Genomic DNA, 1382 nt, shown 5'->3' with positions numbered 1-1382 from the left:
CTTACTCCTCTACTTTCCTACTTTGAAAATTAGAATCAGATTTTTCGGGAATTAAATTTTTCTACCTAAACCTCAAGCAGTTATAGCTATAAGGAAAAGTTGCGGTAATTTCGTTGTGTCATTTTTTCACAAGAAAACAAACGTCTGAGTACCAATAGTAAACGTAGGGGTTTGGTTACCAAAACCCTACAGAAGACTAGCTATGTTGAAACAATGTTCTTGTCTAGAACCCATTTCGTACTTTGTCTGAGTAAAAATTTTTGACTCAGGAGTTGGGAGTGGAATAGAGGTAAGAAAGGAAAAAGATTGAAAAATCCTCTGAGTACCAATAGTAAAGGTAGGGGTTTGGTAACCAAACCCCTACAGAAGACTAGCTATGTTGAAACAATGTTCTTGTCTAGAACCCATTTCGTACTTTGTCTGAGTAAAAATTTTTGACTCAGGAGTCGGGAGTGGAATAGAGGTAAGAAAGGAAAAGATTGAAAAATACTCCCTTACTCACTTACTCCTCTACTTTCCTACTTTGAAAATTAGAATCAGATTTTTCGGGAATTAAATTTTTCTACCTAAACCTCAAGCAGTTATAGCTATAAGGAAAAGTTGCGGTAATTTCGTTGTGTCATTTTTTCACAAGAAAACGTCTGAGTACCAATAGTAAAGGTAGGGGTTTGGTTACCAAAACCCTACAGAAGACTAGCTATGTTGAAACAATGTTCTTGTCTAGAACCCATTTCGTACTTTGTCTGAGTAAAAATTTTTGACTCAGGAGTCGGGAGTGGAATAGAGGTAAGAAAGAAAAAGATTGAAAAATACTCCCTTACTCCCTTACTCCTCTACTGTCCTACTTTGAAAGTTAGAATCTGGTTTTTCCTGTTTTCATTTTCTGACGCTCCTAAAAAAATCCCGCACCAAAATTTTCCATCCATCCCTCCTGAGTAGAAAATCACCAACATTCTCATTCTCTAAAGCTCCTGAAAAAAATCGCGCCTCAAAGAATTTTCGGTTGCATCCTCGAAATTTTTGTGATATCGTAAAGTTTAGCTGGAGTCGTTCGCCCCTACCCATGACTTTTTATTCAACTAAATTTACTGAATAAAACACAACCAAGTATTCAGGAATTTTTCCGAGAAGTAATGCAGAAATATTTTCATTTTGTAGAGCTTCCCATCAATGCTTGTTTTCCCCCATCAAAAATTTCCATCCATCGCTCCTCAGTAGAAAATTACCAACATTTTCATTTTCTCAGAGCTACCTAAAAAAATCCCACACCAAAATTTTCCATCCATCCCTCCTGAGCAGAAAACCGCCAACATTTTCATTCTCTGAAGCTCCTGAAAAAAATCGCGCCTCAAAGAATTTTCGGTTGCATCCTGGAAATTTTT

The organism is Okeania sp. SIO3I5 (assembly GCF_010672085.1).
Taxonomy (GTDB): domain Bacteria; phylum Cyanobacteriota; class Cyanobacteriia; order Cyanobacteriales; family Microcoleaceae; genus Trichodesmium.
The sequence above is the reverse complement of the archived record's forward strand: the minus strand, read 5'-3'. Positions refer to the sequence as shown.